General features: G+C 42.3%; 2 protein-coding genes. One reads left to right on the top strand and one right to left on the bottom strand.

From position 1 onward, the window contains the following. A partial coding sequence (locus CBG25_RS10620) for a transposase family protein (RefSeq protein WP_290606550.1) occupies positions 1-388 on the bottom strand: 388 nt, incomplete at its 3' end. A 96-nt stretch (positions 389-484) separates the two neighbouring features. Here CBG25_RS10620 and CBG25_RS10615 point away from each other — a divergent pair. After that, positions 485-1175, top strand: a 691-nt coding sequence (locus tag CBG25_RS10615; RefSeq protein WP_290606548.1) for a PD-(D/E)XK nuclease-like domain-containing protein, incomplete at its 3' end; no start/stop codon positions are given.

The raw sequence follows: 1175 nt of genomic DNA, 5'->3' as shown, positions 1-1175 counted from the left end.
GAAAGGCGCGAAAAAATTCCTCAGCAGAGCGAATTTGACGAGCGGGCAAAACACATTCTCGCCCCAAGGTCATCTCTAAAACCGGCAATAATATTTTTACCCAGCGACATACCCGGGTTCTATCTAAACCAAAAAGAAGTCCTTGCAAATCATAGGTCGGATAACATTTTAAATATAATAAAATAAAAAGCAGTTTATCTAGTGGGGTTGGGATAAATCCTTTCTGCCCTGCACCCATCTGCCGCTCGTGATCTTTTCGATTCTTTTTCCGATAAATCAAATAACAAGCTGAAAATTCAGCGGCTAAATTTTTCAATTCTTCGACTGATAATCCAATGATTGCTTTACATAAACGATTATCTCGTAACAGCCGCTCTTTGTTGATCATTTCAAACCTTTATTCTCTAAGTTAAACCTCTTTTTATTCTCAATAGCGTGACAAAAAATGCAAGTCTCTATTCAGCAACTAGTTTAGACAATAGCTGTGCTAGATTGGGAAAAGGGCGCCCCCTACAAAGAGACTAGACACGGCGCGTTTTTAATAGGTACGGCTGTACACACCGCTATTCTCGAGCCGGAGCGCTTCGCTGAACAGTACACTTGTTCGCCTGAACTGAATTTGCGAACCAAAGACGGTAAACAGGAATGGGCAGAATTTGAAGCGCAGGCAATTGCCAGCAATAAAATTTCCCTCAAAAAAGCGGAGTTTGAACAGGTTGAAATGATGCGTGATTCCGCACTGGCATATCCAATGGTGGAAGATTTGCTGGAAAACGGCGAGCCAGAGCTTTCAATTTTCTATCGCACGGAAAATGGAACGTTATTGAAAATCCGGCCTGATTTGTTGGGAATCTATGCCGATAAGCCGTTTATGCTCGATGTGAAAACGACTGATGATGTTCATGATTTTTGTAAATCCGTTGATAAGTTTGGTTATCACATACAGGCGGAATTTTACCGTCTGGTTGCAAATTGGGTTTTTGGGCGTGAAATGGCTTTCGCTTTCTGTGCAATTGGCAAAAACCCAGCTTGTGGGCGTTTTCCGGTGAAACTTTGTGAACCCGACGACGAAGATAGCGAGCAGGGGTTATACGAAGTCAACCGTGTAATTGATATGTTGGAAAACGTGATTGAAACGTACCCAATAGTCAAAGTATCCCGTCCTTTCTGGGCAA

This window comes from Arsenophonus sp. ENCA (assembly GCF_002287155.1).
In the GTDB taxonomy this organism is placed as follows: Bacteria; Pseudomonadota; Gammaproteobacteria; order Enterobacterales; family Enterobacteriaceae; genus Arsenophonus; species Arsenophonus nilaparvatae.
This window is presented reverse-complemented; position numbering and strand designations above follow the sequence as displayed.